The 18,692-nt window shown below is 60.1% G+C and carries 21 protein-coding genes and 1 tRNA gene; 11 read left to right on the top strand and 11 right to left on the bottom strand.

The window, feature by feature from the left end; all coding sequences use genetic code 11:
• Window positions 1-182: 182 nt before the first annotated feature.
• From EDE09_RS09890 to EDE09_RS09865, 6 genes are all read right to left on the bottom strand, one after another.
• Complete coding sequence (locus EDE09_RS09890) at window positions 183-449, bottom strand: DUF680 domain-containing protein (RefSeq protein ID WP_105371613.1); 267 nt, start codon at window positions 447-449, stop codon at window positions 183-185.
• 84 nt (window positions 450-533) lie between these two features.
• Entirely contained in the window at window positions 534-794 is a 261-nt protein-coding gene (locus tag EDE09_RS09885; protein WP_105371612.1) for a hypothetical protein, read from the bottom strand.
• A gap of 83 nt (window positions 795-877) precedes the next feature.
• Window positions 878-1,117: a hypothetical protein gene (locus tag EDE09_RS09880; RefSeq protein ID WP_105371611.1), complete on the bottom strand. Its 240-nt coding sequence runs from the start codon at window positions 1,115-1,117 to the stop codon at window positions 878-880.
• Between the two features lie 81 nt (window positions 1,118-1,198).
• Window positions 1,199-1,423 (bottom strand): hypothetical protein, encoded by a 225-nt coding sequence (locus EDE09_RS09875; protein WP_105371610.1) that lies wholly within the window; start codon window positions 1,421-1,423, stop codon window positions 1,199-1,201.
• 84 nt (window positions 1,424-1,507) lie between these two features.
• Window positions 1,508-1,732, bottom strand: a complete 225-nt coding sequence (locus tag EDE09_RS09870; protein WP_132410089.1) for a hypothetical protein — start codon at window positions 1,730-1,732, stop codon at window positions 1,508-1,510.
• 545 nt (window positions 1,733-2,277) lie between these two features.
• A complete protein-coding gene (locus EDE09_RS09865) occupies window positions 2,278-2,619 on the bottom strand; it encodes a DUF2147 domain-containing protein (protein WP_105371608.1) in 342 nt (113 codons plus the stop codon).
• A 488-nt stretch (window positions 2,620-3,107) separates the two neighbouring features.
• Between EDE09_RS09865 and EDE09_RS09860 the strand changes: the two genes are divergently transcribed.
• Window positions 3,108-3,374, top strand: coding sequence for a sel1 repeat family protein (locus tag EDE09_RS09860; protein WP_112803583.1), 267 nt, complete (start codon window positions 3,108-3,110; stop codon window positions 3,372-3,374).
• A 216-nt stretch (window positions 3,375-3,590) separates the two neighbouring features.
• Here EDE09_RS09860 and EDE09_RS09855 read toward each other — a convergent pair whose 3' ends face one another.
• The 3 genes from EDE09_RS09855 to EDE09_RS09840 form a co-directional block, all read right to left on the bottom strand.
• Window positions 3,591-4,700 (bottom strand): pyridoxal phosphate-dependent aminotransferase, encoded by a 1,110-nt coding sequence (locus EDE09_RS09855; RefSeq protein WP_132410087.1) that lies wholly within the window; start codon window positions 4,698-4,700, stop codon window positions 3,591-3,593.
• A 78-nt stretch (window positions 4,701-4,778) separates the two neighbouring features.
• Window positions 4,779-5,639, bottom strand: a complete 861-nt coding sequence (locus tag EDE09_RS09850) for a LysR family transcriptional regulator (protein ID WP_132410085.1) — start codon at window positions 5,637-5,639, stop codon at window positions 4,779-4,781.
• A 324-nt stretch (window positions 5,640-5,963) separates the two neighbouring features.
• Window positions 5,964-6,317, bottom strand: coding sequence for a hypothetical protein (locus EDE09_RS09840; RefSeq protein ID WP_105371839.1), 354 nt, complete (start codon window positions 6,315-6,317; stop codon window positions 5,964-5,966).
• Window positions 6,318-6,598: 281 nt separating this feature from the next.
• Here EDE09_RS09840 and EDE09_RS09835 point away from each other — a divergent pair, with 281 nt between their 5' ends.
• The 5 genes from EDE09_RS09835 to EDE09_RS09815 all read left to right on the top strand — a co-directional run bounded on the left by EDE09_RS09835 (window position 6,599) and on the right by EDE09_RS09815 (window position 11,573).
• Entirely contained in the window at window positions 6,599-7,816 is a 1,218-nt protein-coding gene (locus tag EDE09_RS09835; protein WP_132410081.1) for an FAD-dependent oxidoreductase, read from the top strand.
• Window positions 7,817-7,827: 11 nt separating this feature from the next.
• Window positions 7,828-8,628: an HpcH/HpaI aldolase/citrate lyase family protein gene (locus EDE09_RS09830; protein ID WP_132410079.1), complete on the top strand. Its 801-nt coding sequence runs from the start codon at window positions 7,828-7,830 to the stop codon at window positions 8,626-8,628.
• Between the two features lie 170 nt (window positions 8,629-8,798).
• Window positions 8,799-8,889 (top strand) — tRNA-Ser (locus tag EDE09_RS09825).
• A 406-nt stretch (window positions 8,890-9,295) separates the two neighbouring features.
• Complete coding sequence (locus EDE09_RS09820; RefSeq protein WP_132410077.1) at window positions 9,296-10,372, top strand: porin; 1,077 nt, start codon at window positions 9,296-9,298, stop codon at window positions 10,370-10,372.
• 175 nt (window positions 10,373-10,547) lie between these two features.
• Window positions 10,548-11,573 (top strand): porin, encoded by a 1,026-nt coding sequence (locus tag EDE09_RS09815; RefSeq protein WP_132410075.1) that lies wholly within the window; start codon window positions 10,548-10,550, stop codon window positions 11,571-11,573.
• 288 nt (window positions 11,574-11,861) lie between these two features.
• Here EDE09_RS09815 and EDE09_RS09810 read toward each other — a convergent pair whose 3' ends face one another.
• Window positions 11,862-13,901, bottom strand: a complete 2,040-nt coding sequence (locus tag EDE09_RS09810) for a lytic transglycosylase domain-containing protein (protein ID WP_245505107.1) — start codon at window positions 13,899-13,901, stop codon at window positions 11,862-11,864.
• Window positions 13,902-14,183: 282 nt separating this feature from the next.
• On the opposite strand from EDE09_RS09810, the gene dapA reads away from it, so the two are divergent.
• The 5 genes from dapA to arr all read left to right on the top strand — a co-directional run bounded on the left by dapA (window position 14,184) and on the right by arr (window position 17,564).
• Complete coding sequence (dapA, locus tag EDE09_RS09805) at window positions 14,184-15,068, top strand: 4-hydroxy-tetrahydrodipicolinate synthase (protein WP_132410071.1); 885 nt, start codon at window positions 14,184-14,186, stop codon at window positions 15,066-15,068.
• Between the two features lie 121 nt (window positions 15,069-15,189).
• Complete coding sequence (gene smpB / locus EDE09_RS09800; protein WP_105373755.1) at window positions 15,190-15,666, top strand: SsrA-binding protein SmpB; 477 nt, start codon at window positions 15,190-15,192, stop codon at window positions 15,664-15,666.
• Between the two features lie 73 nt (window positions 15,667-15,739).
• Window positions 15,740-16,012, top strand: coding sequence for a hypothetical protein (locus EDE09_RS09795; RefSeq protein ID WP_132410069.1), 273 nt, complete (start codon window positions 15,740-15,742; stop codon window positions 16,010-16,012).
• A gap of 63 nt (window positions 16,013-16,075) precedes the next feature.
• Entirely contained in the window at window positions 16,076-17,041 is a 966-nt protein-coding gene (locus tag EDE09_RS09790) for a YbhN family protein (RefSeq protein ID WP_132410067.1), read from the top strand.
• Between the two features lie 109 nt (window positions 17,042-17,150).
• Complete coding sequence (arr, locus tag EDE09_RS09785; RefSeq protein ID WP_132410065.1) at window positions 17,151-17,564, top strand: NAD(+)--rifampin ADP-ribosyltransferase; 414 nt, start codon at window positions 17,151-17,153, stop codon at window positions 17,562-17,564.
• A 45-nt stretch (window positions 17,565-17,609) separates the two neighbouring features.
• On the opposite strand, the gene EDE09_RS09780 is transcribed toward arr, so the two are convergent.
• A complete protein-coding gene (locus EDE09_RS09780) occupies window positions 17,610-18,677 on the bottom strand; it encodes a trifunctional transcriptional activator/DNA repair protein Ada/methylated-DNA--[protein]-cysteine S-methyltransferase (protein WP_132410063.1) in 1,068 nt (355 codons plus the stop codon).
• Window positions 18,678-18,692 lie beyond the last annotated feature (15 nt).

Below are 18,692 nucleotides of genomic sequence, written 5' to 3'. Positions count from 1 at the left end.
CCTGACGACCTCAACTGCTCCAACCGCCCGGTGCGGACCCGCATGCCGGGTGGTGTGGGAGGGGCGGAGCCAATAGGCTCCCCCCTATCCCGATTTCATGCCATTCTTTTTTTGATCCCGCACGCCCTGTGATCTTGGGCCTGTAGTCTGTGCGGCGATCGTTCTTGGCTTGCATCCAAAGCTCAGTTCGGGCGGTTCACGCCGTCGTAGTAGTCACCGCTGTCGAGATCGCTGGCGCGATTGTCGCGGCTGCCGCCGTTGCTGAACAGCAGCTGGCCTTCATTGCGGTTGGCCCGGATGCTGCCGGTCCGGGTGGCGTCGACCGAAGCCGAAGCAGCCGGAACGTTCTTCTGCGTGCCCTGGTAGTAATCGCCGTCGGCAAGAGCCGCACCTGCGAAGGAAATCGAAGCGACGAGGGCTGCGGCGAGAGCGGAAGTGATCTTGGTCATTGTATTGGTCCTTTCAGAGTGCCCGTGACGTAGAGTTTGCGACCAGGCCGCGGGCGTGGTTTCGGTATCTTGAATGCGTTGCGGTTAGTTCGGGCGGTTTGCGCCCGTGTAGTAGTCGCCGCTGTCGATGGCCTGCGCGGCGTCGGTCTGGGCGCTCTGGGCGCGGGAGATCGAGCCGGTATAGCCGTAGTGGGCGGAATTCTGCGCGCCGTGAGCGGCCGGATGCTGTTCGCCGGCGGACGGCGGCAAGACGCCTTCATAATAATTGCCCTCAGCGAGAGCGGCGCTTGCAAAAGAAGCCGAAGCGATGAGGGCTGCGGCGAAAGCGGAAGTGATTCTGGTCATTGTATTGGTCCTTTCAGAGTACCCGTGGCGAAAAGTTTGCGACCCGGCCGCGGGTTTGGTTTCGGTATCTTGAATGAGTTGATTTAGTTCGGGCGGTTCGCGCCGGCGTAGTAGTCGCCGCTGTCGACGACCTGTGCGGCGTCGGCCTGGGCGCCCTGGGCGCGGGAGATCGAGCCGGTGTAGCCGTAGCTGCCGGACTGGCTGTGCTGGACGGCTGCGGGCTTCTGGACGCCTTCGTAATAATCGCCTTCAGCGAGAGCGACGCTTGCGAAGGAAGCCGAAGCGATAAGGGCTGCGGCGAGAGCGGAAGTGATCTTGGTCATTGTCTTGGTCCTTTCAGAGTGCCCGTGACGTAAAGTTTGCGACCTGGCCGCGGGCTTGGTTTCGGTATCTTGAATAGTTGTTTAGTTCGGGCGGTTCGCGCCGTCGTAGTAATCGCCGGCTTCGAAGGCAGGCTGGATTTCCTTGCCGGTCTGCTGGCCGTCCCGGGCAACGCTGCCGGTCTGGATATGATCGACGGAAGCGGCCTTGGTTGCGCCTTCGTAGTAATCGCCTTCAGCGAGAGCGGCGCTTGCGAAGGAAGCCGAAGCGATGAGGGCTGCGGCGAAAGCGGAAGTGATCTTGGTCATTGTGGTGGTCCCTTCAGAGTTGCCCTTGGCGAAAGTTTGCGACCTGGCCGCGGGCTTGATTTCGGTATCTTGAATGAGCTGCGCTTAGTTCGGGCGGTTTGCGCCGTCGTAGTAATCGCCGGCTTCGAAGGCAGGCTGAATTTCCTTGCCGGTCTGCTGGCCGTCCCGGGCAACGCTGCCGGTCTGGATATGATCGACGGAAGCGGCTTTGGTTGCGCCTTCATAATAATCGCCCTCAGCGAGAGCGACGCTTGTGAAGGAAGCCGAAGCGATAAGGGCTGCGGCGAAAGTGGAAGTGATGGTCTTCATTGTCTTGTCCTTTAGATCTATTCTCAGTCCGGCCTTGGCTGGGACCGAGCGAATTTCTGTTTGCGATGTTCATATCGGACCGATCGGTTCGATCCGGAAGACCCTTATTTGGGATACTACTGTCAATGAAATGTTGACGATGGAATTTCGCACCTGCGAAATGCTCGCATAGAGGGTATCCAGACAGAGAATTTGCTCTGCCCTGGATGATTAATCGTTTTAATTACAGAATGTTAATGATTTTAAATAGCAAAATCAGATGCATAAATGAAATTTAACGAACCACATCTCATGGCTGTAGAAAGTTTTTAGTTTTGACTTTTCAGCGGCTCAATCCCGCATTTTGTGCCTAATTAAGCGTTTCACAAAACTGTGACCTCGGCTTGTTGCCGCTCCCGGCCCGAAAATGCGACGCCGTTTTCGTGATCACCCTGCCTTTTGATGATGCGTCGCAGCAAAAAATATCGCCAACTCTTGTACCCTAAAACGAATGGCCGCCACGATTGTCGCGGCGGCCATTCGAAATACACCACACCGCCTCTTGTTCAGAGACGCGTCCAGGTCTGCGACTTGCAGAGGATCTTGAGGACGCAGCCCTTCATCTTGAGTGAATTGCCAGAGACCGATCCGGAGCCGCTATAGGTCTTGTCTTCGGCAGGGTCGGTGATCTGACCGCTGTACTCGCCATCCTGACCGGCAAGCCGGCCGATTTGCTTGCCGGCGTGCTTCCCGGTTTTCAAGGTTACGCAGAAGGCGCTCCCGCATTTGCCGATCACCGCCGTCTCGCCGCTTGCCGTCTTCCAGTTGCCTTCGATCGGTTCGGCGGCGAGAGCCGCTGTGGCAGCAAGTGCAAACGCAGTGGCGAGCACCAGTTTTCCCAATGTCATGAATTCTCCTCCTCCTCGGCCGGTCGGGCTTCTCGATCCCGCGGCAACGCTCCTCGACGCCGCGCTCCTCTGCGCAAGCTGCAAAACTTAGCTTACGCTCACGTAAAGGTAAATAGCCTCGTTCGCGGGCCATTTTTGAGGACTTGCGGCATGAATTTTAGATGCCGGCCCACACGTGAAGGGCATTCGTGGTTAGCGCGGGGTTTAAATCAATTTCTCAACATTTCGTAAAAATCCTCGCGGAATCCTTAAAATGCAAGCCATCTGATGCTTAACAAAAAGCCAAGTTTACCAACTATTTGAACTTTGTTTTCCGCAAGTTAAGCATGCTTTTTAGGCGTCTCTTGGAAGGTTTGCGGGATAGTGGGTCCAACAAAACGAGCGGGGCAAACCGCCGGCCGAAAGGATCGAAAAGAGCCGCTTGAAGACGGTGATCCCGATGGAAACAGGGCAGAAGAAGATGACAGGCTTTAACAGGGATCAAACCGATGGCACGCTTTGAAATGCACAATTCCGGAATGGCCACCATGGGTGGCGAAACCCGCGCCGATACTTTTTGCGATATGGGCCTCATGTATGCGACCGGCCGTGGTTGCGAGGTCGATCTTGTCTCCGCTCATAAATGGCTCAACATCGCTGCGATCAAGGGGTCGGAGCGCGCCGCCGAGCTGCGTGCCGATCTTGCTCGGACGATGAGCAAAATGCAGCTTGCCGAAGCCCTTCGCGCTGCCCGCGAATGGATGACGATGCACTGAACGCCGGTTGACCGGCCGGGTGAATACCGGACGAAGATGAAATGAGGACCGGATGGGCCACGCAAGATGGCCGGCGGAAGAACAATGAGGGATGGGGGATTCGGCCCTGAACAGGGAGCCGAAGCTCGAAAATCGAGACCGCGACCGGCAGAAACAAGGCCGGCGCGGCCTTGTTCCATTTTTCCAGGCGCGTATCGAGCGTCGTTGGGCAGGGCCTCAGAGGTTCTGCAGCACCTTCGGCAGCGCCTCTTCAAGAAGCAGCATGTCCGATTCCGGGCCGGTGCTGATGCGGATGCAGCGATTGAGCGGCGCGACGCCCGGCATGCGGATGAAGACCCCATGTTCCATCAGCCCGTCGACAATAGCGCGCGCATGGGCACCGTCGCGCCCGCAGTCGATCGCCACGAAATTCGTCGCGGATGCCAGGGGCATCAGTCCGTTCGCCTCGGCGATGCGGGCTATGCGCTCTCGGGATGCCTTTATCCTACCGATCACGTCGAGCAGGTAATTCTGGTCCTTGAGCGCCGCGATCGCGCCGCTGACGGCGACGCGGTTCATCCCGAAATGGTTACGGATCTTGTCGAAAGCCTGCGCGGTGCCGGGCGTGGAGATCGCGTAGCCCACCCGGGCGCCGGCCATGCCGTAGGCTTTCGAGAAGGTTCGCGTGCGAATGATATTGGGCTGGTCGATCAGATCGGTGATCGCTGGCATTGCGTCGGCCGGCCCGGTTTCGCAATAGGCCTCGTCGAGAATCATCAGGCAGGTTTCAGGCAGCGCCTTTGCAAACTCCACGATATTGCCCGCGTCCCACCAGCTCCCCATCGGATTGTCGGGATTGGCGAAATAGACGAGCGGCGCATTTTCGCGGCGGACCGCCTCCAGCAACCCGTCGAGATTTTCGCGGTCGTTGACGTAGGGAACTGTCATCAGCCGGCCGCCATGGCCGGCCACGTGGAAGTTGAAGGTGGGATAGGCCCCGAATGAGGTGACCACGGGCATGCCGGGTTCGATTACCATGCGGACGATAAGTCCGAGAAGGCCGTCTATTCCTTCGCCGATCGCCAGATTTTCCGCCTTGCAGCCGAGATGGGCCGCCAGCGCCTGTTTCAGTGCGAAATTTTCCGGGTCTGCGTATTTCCATGTTTCGCCGGCCGTGGCGCATATCGCCTCGATAACCGAAGGCGCCGGGCCAAAGCCGTTTTCATTGGCGCCGATGCGGGCTTTCACGACAAGGCCGCGATTGCGCTCGATGGCTTCCGGCCCGACGAAGGGAACGGTGGCGGGCAGTGCGCTGATCAGCGGCGTAAAACGTGAGAATGCGGGCATGAACTAAGTTCCGGTTTTCTAAAGCCGGCACACAATAGGAGCGAATCGGTAAGGCGCAAGCCTGCTGTGACCTAATTGTCACCTCTCGCCGCCAAAAGTTTTCTCCTCCCGTTTGAAAAGCGTGCCGAGCCTCTCGATCACCTGGCGAACTTCTGGCCGGTGCCGGTCGTCGTCATGGGCTACGATCCATATCGTATGGGTGAGTTCGGCAATGATATCGCCCTCCCGTTCCAACCCGGCAACCGAATCGGCGACGAAACATGGGAGAACGCCCTGGCCATTGCCGCTTGCAATGAGGCGTAGCAGCAGCTCCGGCGAGCTGGTCCAGGTGCGGATCTCGGCCTCATGGTGCTGGAAGACCCATTTGTCGGCCGGCGCATGCGAGCTTTCGGTGCCGAGCGATACCCAAGGAAGGTCGGGTTCTCCGGCAAGCGTGCGTGCTCGATAGACCGCATGGCTGACGGCGACGGAGCGGCGGATCGCGATATTGCCGGATTCGGGGCGATACCCGACGATTCCCACATCCGCCTCGCGATAGGTGAAGTCCATGCGCTTGTGGAGCGACTTGCAGCAGAGCCGGAAACGGTCCTCCCTGGATCTGATCTCCGGTGAATGGTCCGCCACAAAGCCGGCAAGCCAGGCATCCGCGCCGATCGAAACGATCGGCATGGCGAAAGCCTGACCCTTCCAATCGGCGATGCTGTCTGCGGTTTTTTGCATCGTGCGAACGTGTTCGAGCAAGGTCTCTCCATCCGGCGCCAGCCGGTAGCCCTGCTGGCTGCGCACGAAGAGCGTCCGGCCGGTGGTACGCTCGAGCGCCAGCATCCGCCGCCCGATCGTCGGCGCGCTGATCCCGGTTCGGGTCGCGGCACCGCTGAGCCCGCCTTCGTTCGCCACATGGAGAAAGAGCTTCAGATCGTCCCAGTCCGCTTCCGTCATGCAAGGCACCCTATGGCGTCACCAGCGATCTTCCCATCGTTCACGGATGAAAGATGGTTTTCGTCGACGCGTCTACAACGAGGGACGGCAAAGCATTAGCTCCGCGTCATCACATTATAGATGGAGATGTCCCTATGCTTCTCAACTGGGTAACGCTTTGGAATAGAGTGAAGCACGAAAATGACAGGCGCCGGCCGCATTCACTGGCCGATCCGCTAGAAGGCGCCGAATGGCAAGGGCTCCTCTGGGCCATACCCGCTCTTTCGCGGCTGACGTCCGGCGCCGGACGGAAACGGGACGATGGCGTCCGCAATGGCGCAAGGGTCAGTGGCTTATCTCGAAGCTCAGCCGCACGACATGGTGGAGGAATTCGGCATCGATCAGCATATTGAAGCCGACGGTTACCTTTTCTTCCTCCCGGCGGATCACGGTGCAGCCGATATCGTCGTGAATGCCGATGATTTCCAGGAAGAAATTGTTCGGTACCTGCAGATGCGGGCTGATTTCCAACTCGGCTCCGTAAAGTGAGATGGTGCGGATCAGGCAACGGATGCTCTTCTTGGTGCTCAGGTGACGGCCGACGAGGATGATCTTGCCGGGCCGGTCGATCGTGAACTTTTCGAAAGCCTGTTCGCGAGAGCCTTTTAGTTTTTTGTCCTGGTCCATCACAAAGGGCATGAAACCCTCCTTCTTCACTCCTGGCATCACAATATTCCTCCTTCGCTGACACATTCTGAAACAGAAAGATTAAATTCGAGCGATTCATCTGAAATAGCGCCGGAATCGGACGCAGACGCCTCTGGACGACGCCTTTTCCCGGTGGAGTGAGCACTCGATAAGCGAAAGCGGGTAATTGCCGATGTCGCGTTGTTGACGGTTCGGTGTCGCGGCGATACCCCTTGCGCTCGGATCGATGCTGCTATTGCAGCACGAAGCATGAGCGGCGTGGGGAGCAAAGCGTGACGGGCAGGTTGGTAATTGTCGGCGCAGGGCAGGCGGGTTTCGCGCTTGCGGCGAAGCTTCGCGCCCTGAAGGATGAACGGCCGATCACGATTGTGGGCCTGGAGAACGTGATTCCCTACCAGCGCCCGCCGCTCTCGAAGAAATACCTCCTGGGCGAAATGGATTTCGAAAGGCTCACCTTCCGGCCCCACACCTGGTATCCGGAAAACAATGTCGAGCTTCTGTTGTCCACCTATGTCGAGGAGATCGACCGCAAGGCAAAGCGCATACGCATGCAGGACGGTGCGTTGCTCGATTACGATACGCTCGCCCTTGCGACCGGCTCGACGCCGCGCACGCTGCCCGCCAGCGTCGGCGGCGATCTCGATGGGGTCTACACGGTGCGCGACAAACGCGATGCCGATCTCCTGGCGGGCGAGATGCGGCCCGGTCGCCGGCTCCTTATTATAGGCGGCGGCTATATCGGCCTCGAGGCAGCGGCGGTCGCCCGTCATCTCGGCCTCGAAGTAACCCTGATCGAAATGGCCGACCGAATCCTCCAGCGCGTCGCAGCAAAGGAAACGGCGGACGTGATGCGTGCCATCCATCAGGCCCACGGGGCTGTTATCCGGGAAAACACCGGGCTCCATCGTCTCGTCGGCGAGAACGGCAAGGTGCGCGCGGCCGAGCTCTCCGACGGCAGTACGATCGAGGTGGATTTCGTCATCGTCGGCATTGGCGTCACGCCGAACGACCAGCTGGCGCAGGATTGCGGCCTCGACGTCGGCAACGGCATTATCGTCGACGAGTTCGCCCGCACCTCCGATCCGTCAGTCTTTGCGATGGGCGACTGCGCCATGCTGCCCTGGAAGGGCAAGCGGATCCGTCTCGAATCGGTACAGAACGCGGTCGATCAGGCGGAGGCCGCGGCGGCCGTCATGGCCGGCGGCAGCACGCCCTATGATGCAAAGCCGTGGTTCTGGTCCGACCAGTATGACGTGAAGCTGCAGATCGCGGGCTTCAACATGGGATATGACGAGACGCTGGTGCGGCCGGGTTCGCGCGAGGGAAGCCTCTCCGTCTGGTATTTCCGCGAGGGACGCTTCATCGCCGTCGACGCGATCAATGACGCCAAGGCCTATGTAACCGGCAAGAAGCTGCTGGAAGCCGGGATCGAGCCCGCAAAAGCGGTTCTGGTCGACCCTGCCGCCGATCTCAAGCAGATGCTCGCCTGAAGGACCTGCCCATGCCCGCTCCGACGAATCGATTCAAGGCGGCTCTGAAGGCTGGGAGCCAGCAAATCGGGTTGTGGCTCAATACCGGCGAGCCGCTGATGGCGGAAATCGCCGGCAAGGCCGGCTTCGACTGGCTGGTGATCGACGGCGAGCATGGGCCGAACGACCTGCGCAGTGTCATGGCGCAGCTGCAGGCCCTTTCCTCGTCCCGGTCGGAGGTGGTCGTGCGTCCGCCGGTCGGCGAAACCTGGATGATCAAGCAGCTCTTGGACATCGGTGCGCGCACGCTCCTGGTTCCGATGGTCGAATCGGCGGAGCAGGCGAGGCAGCTGGTGCGTGCGGTTCGATATCCGCCACACGGCATTCGCGGTGTGGGCGCCGCCGTGGGCCGCGCCTCCGGGTTCAATACGATTCCCGACTATGCAGAGACGGCGGCCGACGAAATCTGCCTCATCGTGCAGGCCGAAACCATGGCGGCGATCAGCGATCTCGAAAACATTCTGGCGGTCGACGGTGTCGACGGCGTTTTCATAGGCCCTGCCGATCTCTCCGCCGACATGGGATATCTGGGTCGCATGGAGGCGCCGCAGGTGCAGGACGTCATCGAGAGCGCGATTCGGGCGATCGTGAAGGCCGGCAAGGCAGCCGGCATTCTCACCTTCAGCGAATCACTCAATCGCCGCTATCTCGATCTCGGCGCCACATTCGTGGCGGTTGGCGCCGATGTGACGGAGTTTTCAGCGGCGCTCGGAGCGCTCGCCGGTCGTTATGGGCGCGGTGCCGGCGCGGCAAAACAGCGTTCCGGCTACTGAGGAGCCCGGGGTAGCGGATGACCGCGCGATTCTCCCGCCATCCCCTTTAAGGCAGCCCGCTCGTCGATATCGCCGCCGCAGCGGCAATGTGGCTGCTCCATGTAAAACTTTGGCCCAGTATCACAAAAGCCTTGCATTCACGGGGGCTTCGACATAGTTAGACCGGCGACGGAGAGGTGGCCGAGTGGTCGAAGGCGCTCCCCTGCTAAGGGAGTATACGTCAAAAGCGTATCGTGGGTTCGAATCCCATCTTCTCCGCCATTCCAGGCCCGGCGCTCCGGAATCATCCCTCCATTCCCCGTATTCGATGACCGCTGCGACTCGTTATCGAGGCTTGTCCGCGGTGTGGTGCGCGGTTCTTGTTCTCCAGGTTTTGAGGTGCGCTAAGTGCCTGCCGGATAAGCTCTTTCTTAACGAAGCGTAAAATTTGAGGCAGCCCGGCGGCGGCTTTGTGTCCTTTCAGCAACAGACTTTACGGAAGCAGGTCCCGGAACCCCGTCCGGCAGCAGTTCCAGATTGCATGGTCATCTTCCTCTTGTATTTTCACATTCGGAAGCGAGGCGGTGGATCGTCCTTCTTCTGGTAATCGACGGGGATGGGGCAGGGAACGCTGTCCTTCAGCAATAAGAACCCAGACCCACACGAAACTTTTGACTGGAGGTCAAACATGAACATCAAGAGCCTTCTTCTCGGCTCCGCTGCTGCCCTCGCAGCAGTCTCCGGCGCTCAGGCTGCCGACGCCATCGTAGCTGCAGAACCGGAGCCCATGGAATACGTCCGCGTTTGCGACGCATTCGGCACCGGCTACTTCTACATCCCGGGCACCGAAACCTGCCTCAAGATTGGCGGTTATGTCCGTTTTGAAATGCAGCTCGGCCAGACTGCTTCTGGCGCCGGCGTTTATCCGGTTGACTTCGCTCTGGGCGATGACGACTACTGGGATGCAACCGGCCGCGCTCAGCTCGACATCACTGCAAAGTCCGACACCGAGCTCGGCACGCTGACGTCTGTTGCTTCGCTCCGTTGGGACTACGGCAACAACAACGTTTGGACGAACAACGACAACGCTGTTTACATCAACGAAGCCTACATCCAGCTCGGCGGCTTCAAGGTTGGTCGTTTCTACAACCCTTGGGATAAGGGTCTGAACGGCGAGCAGGACGCTATCGCTTCCGGCAACACCACCCGCATGAACTCGATCGGTTACTTCTACACCGGCGACACCTTCTCTGCTGGTGTTCAGGTTGACGAACTGTCTCGCGCTGCGGGCCAGGAAGTCGGTGTTGAAGCCATCGTTTCCGCCAAGTTCGGCGCTGTAGCCTTCGACCTCCTCGGTGCATATGACTTCGGTGCTGAAGAAGGTGCAATCCGCGCCCTCGCTTCGGCTGCGGTTGGTCCGGGTACGCTCCAGGCTGCTGTTGTATGGTCGTCTGGTCTCGGTGTACCCCGGGCCGCTTCCTCGACGCTTTACAATGCATACTACGACGAAGGCGAATGGGCTCTGGCCGCATCTTACGCCTTCAAGGTCAATGACAAGCTGACCCTTACTCCTGGTGCAACCTACGTCTGGAATACCGAAACCGACGCAGATGGCGACTGGACGGGCGACGACGCATGGCGCGCTGGTCTGACGGTTGACTACAAGATCGTCGAAGGCTTCTCGGCCAAGACCTCTGTAGACTACAACGAAAACGCAGTCACCGAATACTGGCGCGGTTTCGTACGTCTCGACCGTACGTTCTAATAACGAAAGGACTCCCCCGATCTCTTCGGGGGAGTCTTTTTTTATAATAGTGGCGGCCTTCAGGCCTCCATCTGGGGAGCTAAGCCGGGGAAAGAGGCCGTTTTTCGGCCTTAAGTTGTTTGGTCGCCTGCGGCCAGACTGGATTACATTTGGAAGTTTGACTGGAGGTCAAAGAATGAACATTAAGAGCCTTCTACTCGGTTCGGCAGCGGCTTTGGCGGCTGTATCCGGCGCCCAGGCCGCAGACGCGATTGTTGCAGCAGAACCAGAACCCATGGAATATGTGCGCGTTTGCGATGCTTTCGGCACCGGTTATTTCTACATCCCCGGCACGGAAACCTGCCTCAAGATCGGCGGTTACGTCCGTTTTGAAGTCGGCTTCGGCGAAGACGTATACGACGGCGGCGCTGGTACCGATGACTGGGATTCCTACGCTCGCGCTCAGCTCGACTTCACCGCCAAGAGCGACACCGAACTCGGTACGCTGACTTCGGTCGCGTCTGTCCGCTTTGACTACGGTGATGACACGGTTTGGACGAGCAACGCCAACGATGTCTACATCAACGAAGCCTACATCCAGCTTGGTGGCTTCAAGGTCGGCCGTTACTTCAACTGGTGGGATGCAAACGACCTGCCGGGCGAACTCGATAACCTCGGTTCGAACCGTCTGAACTCGATCGCTTACATCTACACCGGCGAAGCCTTTACCGCCGGCGTTCAGGTCGACGAACTGTCTCTGGTTACCGGTCAGGAAGTCGGCGTAGAAGCTGTGGTTCAGGCTGCTCTCGGCCCGGCCAAGCTCGAAGTTCTCGGTTCTTGGGATTTCGGTGCTGAAGAAGGCGCCGTCCGTGCGATCGGTTCCGTAGCCGTCGGACCGGGCACCTTCTATCTCTCCGGTGTTTATTCCACCGGTGACAACGCCTACTACGGTTCGGAAAACGGCGGCGGCGAAGCAACTGTCGCTGTCGCATACGCCTTCAAGGCCACCGACAAGCTGGAAATCATTCCTGAAGCCCAGTACATCTGGAACACGCAGGTTGCCGGCGATGGCGAATTCTTTGGTGACGACGCTTGGGGTGCCGGCGTAACCGTCAACTACGAGATCGTTGAAAACTTCAACGCCAAGGTTGCTGTCAACTATCAGGAAGTTGGCGACGACGACAGCGTTCAGGGTATCGTTCGCCTGCAGCGCGACTTCTAATCCGACCTTTCGGATGACATTCGGAAGCCCGGCCATTGCGCCGGGCTTTCTGTTTTTGGGCTGTAACGATTGCGAGAAGGGCTGGATCCATTCGCTTCACCTGAAAGCGCCTTCTCAAGCAGCGTAGCGGATTACCTTCCGCATCGGCATACAGCACGCGCGTCGTTTTGGGCGGTAGGCGACGAACCGGCTCCAAACGGAAGCGCAGGCACTATTGCGCCGCGGGACCAAGCGGGGTTTTGAGCGGCGTTAGCCGTCTGCAGCAGGTTTTTCGAGTGGTTTGAAGGCTTACCCTTGTCTGCCAAGCCTCAGGTCCGCCTCGATATCGGCCTTCTGGCCGAGCCGCGTTTTGTAGACCTGGTAGTTCTCCATCACCCGCTGCACGTAGTTACGCGTTTCGGGGAAGGGGATGCGCTCGATCCAGTCCACCACCTCATCGATCGATTTGCCGCGCGGATCGCCATAGCGGGCGATCCATTCCGGCACCCGCTTCGGGCCGGCATTATAGGCGATGAAGGTCAGGATATAGGAGCCGCCGAAGGCGTCGATCTGTTCGCCGAGATAGTGGGCTCCGAGCGTTGCGTTGTAGCCGGGATCGGTGGTGAGCTTCTGGGCGGCATAGGTCAGCCCGTGGCGCTTAGCGACACCCTGGGCCGTGCCCGGAAGGATCTGTAGCAGGCCGCGGGCATTGGCGGGCGAAATGGCAGCCGGGTTGAAAGCGCTTTCCTGACGCGCGATGGAATAGGCGAGTGCCTTGCCCGAACCCTCGATATTGGCCCCCTGAGGGATGACGCCGATCGGATAGGCGAGTGCCGCCACGTCGATGCCGCGGCCGAAAGCGGTCTTGCCGATCTGCAGGGAGAGGGCGTGGTTGTCCTTTGCTTCCGCCCGGGCCGAAAGCATGGCAAGTTCGCCAGGGCTCGTCAGCTCCTCGGCAAGCGCCCGATAAAGCGCCACGGCGCGTTTCTCGTGGCCGGCGGCTTCGAGCCGCGCGATAGCTTTCACCGCCTCGCGGTTCTCGAAACTCTCGCGATTGGCTGCAGTCGGCTGAGGATAGGCAACATTGAGTGTCTTGACGTCGAGCCGGGCCGCTGCAAGCTGTCCGTAGAATGTCCCCGAATAATGGGCAGCCTTTGTGAGGAATTCCTGGGCGCTGCCGGCGCCGCCCTGTTCCGCAGCGCGTCCCAGCCAGTACCAGGCACGCGAGGCGGAGAGCGGCCGGTTCGAGGCGTTGAGGATCTTGCGGAAATGGGTCTCGGCGGCTTTGGGGTCGCCAAGCGCTCTCAGGGCATACCAGCCGGCGTGAAACTCCGCGTCGACAACATCGGTGGGGGAGGTGGCGACATAGTCAGCGGCGATCTTGTAGGCGAGCTTGAAATCGCCCTGGTCGGCAAGTCCGCGGGCAACGATGCGCCGCTCGTTCCACCATTCCGTGGTATCGACGAGTTTCGCCGCATCGCGCGGTGCTTTGTCAAGAAGCTCGGCCGCCTCGTGGTATTTGTCCTGGCGCCGCAGATATTCGACGCGGGCGAAGAGATATCCGGCATCGTCCTTCCAGGATCCGTCGACAGCGGCAAGCAGCGTGCCGGCGTTCCTGGCGTTGCTGACGACGGCGGACCAGGCGGTGTAAAGCGATTGCGCCTTGGAAAGCTCGCTGAAGCGTTTCGCCTGCGCGGTCCGCCCTTTGTACATCAGATGATCCATCCGCGCCTTGTGGTCGGCGGATGAAAGCAGCGTCGGAAATTCGGCAATGATCTTGTCTTCGATCGGCTTGTCGAGCAGCTCCGTGACCCAGATCTGGCGAATGGCACGTGCCGCCTCGCTGGTCCTGCCGGTGGCCGCGAGCGCGCGGGCCAGGATGATCGCGCCTTCCGTGGTCTCCGGCCGGGTCGGGCCGAATGCGGCGAGCACGGCGCTTGCCGGCGGGTTTTCCCGGTAGAGGGCGCGTTCGGAGTGGGCGCGGAGGCCTTTGAGGCCCGGCCAGCTCTTGAGTTCCCGCTGTGCTGCGGCAATTTCTTGCGAGGGAACCCCAGGCGCGCCCGAGGTGGCGATTGCCCAGGTCAGGATATGCCGGTCGAGTGCGCCTTCGGAGAGGCCGTTCCGAACGGCGAGTGCCGTTGCGATATCGTTCTCCGCCAGCGCGTCCAGGCCCTGTTTGAGCACGGTGGCCGGCTGCAGGCGCCCGGTGCGCAGATCGCTGCGGGGAATGGCACCGGTAATGTCGGGCGTCGGCATGGCAGCCGGAACCGGAACGGCTGCCGGGTTCTCGGGCTTCACGAATGAAAGCGGCGCGACGTTTTCGGGAAGCGATGCGGCAAAGCTGGGCATGCCCGCGCCACCAAGCCCCAGAACGGCGCCCAGGGTGGCAACGGTCAGAACGGACTTGTTCATCCGGTAACTCGCGATAAAGATGTCGAACCCCTATTAGCCGCCGAGCAGATTAACGAAACCTTACCATATCCATGAAAATGCGCGATTTCTTATATGAGATTCCGCGTGAAATCCCGCCTGCTCGCGCTTGTCGCCGCTTTCCCGCCGCTTTATGGTGCGCGACCTTATAGTCACGGATTACGGCAGCAGAATGGAAGGCTGCCGATTGGGAGCTTTTGCATGTTCAAGGGATCAATGCCCGCCCTCGTCACCCCCTTCACCACAGAAGGTGCGGTGGATGAGGCAGCCTTTGCCGCCCATGTGGAATGGCAGATCGGTGAAGGCAGCAGCGGTCTGGTGCCGGTCGGCACCACCGGTGAATCGCCCACTTTGTCGCATGACGAACACAAGCGCGTCGTTGAGCTCTGCGTCGAGGTGGCGAAAAAGCGGGTTCCCGTTATCGCCGGCGCAGGCTCCAACAATACCCGGGAAGCGATAGAGCTTGCCGTGCACGCGGAAAAGGCTGGCGCCGACGCGATCCTCGTCGTGACGCCTTACTACAACAAGCCGACCCAGAAGGGGCTGATCGCGCATTTCTCTGCGATTGCCGAAGCGACCAAGCTGCCGATCATCATCTACAACATCCCACCGCGCTCGGTGATCGATATGTCGCCGGAAACCATGGGCGCGCTCGCCAAGGCACACGGGAACATTGTCGGCGTCAAGGATGCGACCGGCAAGATCGAACGGGTCTCCGAGCAGCGCATTACCTGCGGCAGGGATTTCGTCCAGCTTTCCGGTGAGGACGCGACGGCGCTCGGCTTTAACGCCCATGGCGGCGTCGGCTGCATTTCGGTGACGGCCAACGTCGCGCCGCGCCTCTGTGCGGAATTCCAGGCCGCGACGCTTGCCGGCGATTATGCCAAGGCGCTCGAATACCAGGACCGGCTGATGCCGCTGCACAAGGCGATCTTCATGGAACCCGGCCTCTGCGGCGCGAAATACGGTCTGCATAAGACCCGCGGCATGAACCGCTCGGTCCGCTCGCCGCTCGTTTCGACATTGGAGCCGGCAACGGAGGCGGCGATCGACGCGGCCTTGCGCCATGCGGGCCTGCTGAACTGAGGCAAAGCGGTCTCCGCCGCTTCACATTTTGCCTTCCGCGCATTAAATAGAGGCCGAACCCCGCTCATCGCCCATGGGCGGGGATTTGTTTTCAGATAAAGGGCGGATCGGAAGTTCTCCCATGGCACCCAAAGGCAGCCAGCGAACGGTAAACAAGATTGTCGCGGAAAACCGCAAGGCCCGCTTCAACTATGAAATCATCGATACCTATGAGGCTGGTCTGGTTTTGACGGGGACCGAAGTCAAGTCCCTGCGCGACGGCAAGGCCAACATCGCGGAATCCTATGCTTCCGACGAGGGTGAGGAAATCTGGCTGATCAATTCGCACCTGCCGGAATATCTCCAGGCGAACCGCTTCAATCACGAGCCGCGTCGCCGCCGCAAGCTTCTGCTGTCCAAGCGCGAAATCAACCGTCTGCGCGCAGCGATCAATCGCGAAGGCATGACGCTTGTGCCGCTGAAGATCTATTTCAACGAGAAGGGCAGGGCCAAGCTCGAACTCGCGCTCGCCAAGGGCAAGAAGCTGCACGACAAGCGCGAGACGGAGAAGGAACGCGACTGGAACCGGCAGAAGTCGCGGCTTTTGAAGGCCAACTGATCCGTCCCAAGGCATGCCAATCCCGTGAACCTTGCCGTTTCCCATCCGTTGGGGGAGATATGCGAGGGGGATCATGCGTTTTCGAGATGTCATCGACCGGCGGAGAGTCATCGAACTGCGTTACAAGGATGTGACGCGCCGGGTGCGGCCGCATATTCTGGGCTATGTGGGTCACGACGAGCTGGCACTAAGCGGCTGGCAGATCTCCGGTACCGGTTCGGGCTGGCGGCTTTTTCACGTGAACGACATCGAAGAGCTTGCCGCGACGGAGCAGGTCTTTCGCAGCACCGCCCGTGGATATAACCGCGACGACCCTTTGTTCTCGCAGATCATCGACCGGATCTGAGACGGCGCGATAGGAACAAAATCTGGTCCGGCCCGTTGGATTTCATCTGTGAGCGAGCGGGCGATGACACGAAAAAAAATCCTGACCTATATGACCCTGGTGATCGGCTTCGGCCTGGCTGGATATCTGCTCTATCACACCTTCCGCGAATATTCCTTTTCCGACATCACCGAATCCATAGCGGCGATCCCCACATTCAACCTGCTGACCGCTCTCGGTTTTGCCTTCGGCTCCTATCTCTGTCTGACCGGCTTCGACTGGATCGGCGTGCGCTATGTGAAGAACGATCTCGCTTATCCGAAGATCGCGCTCGCCTCCTTCATCAGCCTGTCGATCGGCCAGAGCGTCGGCCTTTCCGGCTTGAGCAGCGGCGCCTTGCGTTACCGTTATTACGCCCATTGGGGCATGGATACCGAGGATGTCGCCAAGATCGTGCTGCTCTCCGGCGTTACGGTCGGCATTGGCATGATGGTCCTCTCCGGCATCGTCATGGTCGTGAATCCGAAAGACGCGGCGGCCGTGCTGCGCATTGGCGAAAGTGCCGTGATCGGGATCGGTACCGCCTGCTTTGCCGCGACCGCCGGTTATCTCGCTCTTGCCGCTTTCGTACGCACGCCGTTAAAAATCCGGTCCTGGACATTCCAGATGCCGACCTGGCAGATCGCGGTCGCCCAGGTGGTGATCGGCACCATCAATTTCGCGCTGGTTTCGGCCTGTCTTCGCGAAGTGATGGCCGCCAGCGCGGATGTAAGCTACCTCAAGGCCGCCACTGCCTTCGTGCTCGCCAATCTGGCGATCATCATTACCCATGCCCCGGGCGGGCTTGGTGTGCTGGAGGCGACGGTAAGGCATGTGATGGGCGACCAAGCGTCCATCGGCTCGCTCGTCGCCTTCCGGGTGATCTACTTCTTCATCCCGTTCTTCATCGGGGTGCCATTGTCCTTGATCGTCGAAGCGGTATTCCGCGCCAGGAAGGCGAGGCGGGCTTCGGCGGAAGGGCTTCAGACGAGCAGGCCGGCGTCGGTTTGATCGCTTCGGCGAACTGCAGTATCCGATATCTCTAACATCATCACATCAGGCCAAATCCGAAGCCGCAAGGCAGAAGCGCCCTTACAACCAGAAAAAGGAACCTGCATAGATGGCAGCCAGCGCCACGATGTTTGTTCGATCTTTCTTCCATGGAACACGGGCGGATTTGAAGCCTGGCGAGCTGATCGTTGTCGGACACCGGTCAAACTTCATCGCCGACCCGCTGTCCTGGGTCTATTTCTCCGGAACTTTGGATGCCGCGATCTGGGGAGCTGAACTTGCGGCCGGCGGCGAGCGGCAACGTATCTACGTCGTGGAGCCAATCGGCCCGATTGTCGATGACCCCAATCTGACGGACAAGAGATTTCCCGGCAATCCGACATTGTCCTATCGATCCCGCGACCGCTTGCGGATTATCGGCGAGGTGACCGGGTGGCAAGGGCACTCGCCTGAACAGATCGAGCAGATGAAGGAGGGGCTCGCCCGCCTGACGGAAGAGGGTGCCAACACGATCATCGACTGATCGTTCTGTTGAAGAGCGGATGCTCTCGACGATATCTTGAGAGTGTCACGCCCGGCTACTCTTGGCCATCATCCGCCGCTCGTGTTCGAGAAGCCAGCGCTTCCGCCACAGTCCACCGCCATAACCTGTGAGGCTGCCGTTGGCGCTCAGAACCCGATGACACGGAATGACGATGGCGAGCTGGTTTGCTCCGTTGGCGCCCGCAACGGCCCGAGTGGAGGAGGGTAGGCCGAGTTCGGCGGCAATCGCACCATAGGTGCGTGACACGCCGACCGGAATGTCGCGGAGTGCTGTCCAGACCTGCCGCTGGAACGGGGAGCCATGGCCGGCAAGCCGTGTCCTGAAACCACGGTCGTCACCTGCGAAATACGCCCCGAGTTCCGCCTCGATCTCATCGATCGGCGGATGCCGCCCCATCACGATGCCGCTGCCAGTGAAGGTTTGAAGCTTCCGGATCTCCGCCGGCAACGCTTTGCGTTCGGAAAATTCGAGAAGGTGGAGGGCATGCTGGTCGGCGATCGCCATCATCGGACCGATCGGCGTCTCGATCCAGTCGGCCCTGAGCAGTGTCTTGTCGCGCAGGTTAGCGGGAGCGGCTCCGAAGAGCTTGGTCACGGCGCTGCGGAAACCGCTGCCGGACTCGTAACCGGCGTCCAGCTGCGCGTCGATGACGCTGGCACCGGATGTCAATGTCTCGGCGGCCTTCCCCATTCGCCTCAGTCGGGCGATCTCCAGAAAACTCATGCCGAACTTTCGCTTGAAGGCGCGCCGTGCGGTGGAAGGGTCGATGCCAAGCGCAGCGACGTCGTCCTCGCCCCAGCGCCGCTCCGGATCGGCATCGAGCGCCTGGATGAGCCGCAGCACCATCGTATCGGCCTCGCCGAGCTTGAGCATCGGGCGGCAGCGGCTGCAGGGGCGGAAACCTGCCTCGAGGCATTGGGCGATCGTATCGTAGAAGGCGGTATTCTCTCGCTTCGGCTTGCGGGCCGGGCAGGTGAGGCGGCAGAAGATGCCGGTTGTCCTCACTGCCGCCCAGGCAAAACCTTCATAGGCTGCGTCGCGTGCAACCAGCGCATCATAGAGAATGTCGTCGTTTGGGCGTTCGAAAAGCATGGCACTTTTCTAACC

The organism is Neorhizobium sp. S3-V5DH, from assembly GCF_004343065.1.
GTDB lineage: Bacteria > Pseudomonadota > Alphaproteobacteria > Rhizobiales > Rhizobiaceae > Neorhizobium > Neorhizobium huautlense.
This window is presented reverse-complemented; position numbering and strand designations above follow the sequence as displayed.

Excerpts from the sequence above, each read along its gene's own strand:
- EDE09_RS09890 (WP_105371613.1), bottom strand. The coding sequence starts at position 449 with ATGACCAAGATCACTTCCGCTCTCGCCGCAGCCCTCGTCGCTTCGATT.
- EDE09_RS09885 (WP_105371612.1), bottom strand. The coding sequence starts at position 794 with ATGACCAGAATCACTTCCGCTTTCGCCGCAGCCCTCATCGCTTCGGCT.
- EDE09_RS09880 (WP_105371611.1), bottom strand. The coding sequence starts at position 1,117 with ATGACCAAGATCACTTCCGCTCTCGCCGCAGCCCTTATCGCTTCGGCT.
- EDE09_RS09875 (WP_105371610.1), bottom strand. The coding sequence starts at position 1,423 with ATGACCAAGATCACTTCCGCTTTCGCCGCAGCCCTCATCGCTTCGGCT.
- EDE09_RS09870 (WP_132410089.1), bottom strand. The coding sequence starts at position 1,732 with ATGAAGACCATCACTTCCACTTTCGCCGCAGCCCTTATCGCTTCGGCT.
- EDE09_RS09865 (WP_105371608.1), bottom strand. The coding sequence starts at position 2,619 with ATGACATTGGGAAAACTGGTGCTCGCCACTGCGTTTGCACTTGCTGCC.
- EDE09_RS09860 (WP_112803583.1), top strand. The coding sequence starts at position 3,108 with ATGGCACGCTTTGAAATGCACAATTCCGGAATGGCCACCATGGGTGGC.
- EDE09_RS09855 (WP_132410087.1), bottom strand. The coding sequence starts at position 4,700 with ATGCCCGCATTCTCACGTTTTACGCCGCTGATCAGCGCACTGCCCGCC.
- EDE09_RS09850 (WP_132410085.1), bottom strand. The coding sequence starts at position 5,639 with ATGACGGAAGCGGACTGGGACGATCTGAAGCTCTTTCTCCATGTGGCG.
- EDE09_RS09840 (WP_105371839.1), bottom strand. The coding sequence starts at position 6,317 with ATGCCCTTTGTGATGGACCAGGACAAAAAACTAAAAGGCTCTCGCGAA.
- EDE09_RS09830 (WP_132410079.1), top strand. The coding sequence starts at position 7,828 with ATGCCCGCTCCGACGAATCGATTCAAGGCGGCTCTGAAGGCTGGGAGC.
- EDE09_RS09820 (WP_132410077.1), top strand. The coding sequence starts at position 9,296 with ATGAACATCAAGAGCCTTCTTCTCGGCTCCGCTGCTGCCCTCGCAGCA.
- EDE09_RS09815 (WP_132410075.1), top strand. The coding sequence starts at position 10,548 with ATGAACATTAAGAGCCTTCTACTCGGTTCGGCAGCGGCTTTGGCGGCT.
- EDE09_RS09810 (WP_245505107.1), bottom strand. The coding sequence starts at position 13,901 with ATGCCCAGCTTTGCCGCATCGCTTCCCGAAAACGTCGCGCCGCTTTCA.
- dapA (WP_132410071.1), top strand. The coding sequence starts at position 14,184 with ATGTTCAAGGGATCAATGCCCGCCCTCGTCACCCCCTTCACCACAGAA.
- smpB (WP_105373755.1), top strand. The coding sequence starts at position 15,190 with ATGGCACCCAAAGGCAGCCAGCGAACGGTAAACAAGATTGTCGCGGAA.
- EDE09_RS09795 (WP_132410069.1), top strand. The coding sequence starts at position 15,740 with ATGCGTTTTCGAGATGTCATCGACCGGCGGAGAGTCATCGAACTGCGT.
- EDE09_RS09790 (WP_132410067.1), top strand. The coding sequence starts at position 16,076 with ATGACACGAAAAAAAATCCTGACCTATATGACCCTGGTGATCGGCTTC.
- arr (WP_132410065.1), top strand. The coding sequence starts at position 17,151 with ATGGCAGCCAGCGCCACGATGTTTGTTCGATCTTTCTTCCATGGAACA.
- EDE09_RS09780 (WP_132410063.1), bottom strand. The coding sequence starts at position 18,677 with ATGCTTTTCGAACGCCCAAACGACGACATTCTCTATGATGCGCTGGTT.